The sequence below is a fragment of the Salmonella sp. SAL4457 genome (genome assembly GCF_046548235.1).
GTDB lineage: Bacteria > Pseudomonadota > Gammaproteobacteria > Enterobacterales > Enterobacteriaceae > Salmonella > Salmonella enterica.
This window is the reverse complement of sequence record NZ_JBGDZO010001155.1, coordinates 1-244: the sequence shown is the minus strand read 5'-3', so window position 1 is coordinate 244 and position 244 is coordinate 1. Positions and strand designations below refer to the sequence as shown.

The 244-nt window shown below is 66.8% G+C and carries 1 protein-coding gene; it reads left to right on the top strand.

The window, feature by feature from the left end; translation table 11 throughout:
- Nucleotides 1-244: pseudouridine synthase (locus tag ACLJNW_RS27790; protein WP_410961809.1), on the top strand; the 244-nt coding region annotated here is incomplete at both ends.

Sequence of the window (244 nt, the reverse complement as noted above, 5' to 3'; positions counted from 1 at the left end):
CACCAAGCTGGTGGCGCAACTGCAGGCACGGTCGGTCAGCCGCATCTATGAGGCGATCGTGATCGGCGTGATCACCTCCGGCGGCACCATCGATGCGCCGATCGGACGGCATGGCGTGCAGCGGCAGAAGATGGCGGTGGTCGACGCCGGCAAGGGGGCGGTCAGCCATTACCGCGTGCTGGAACGCTTCCGTGCGCACACCCATACCCGGGTCAAGCTGGAGACCGGGCGTACCCACCAGATC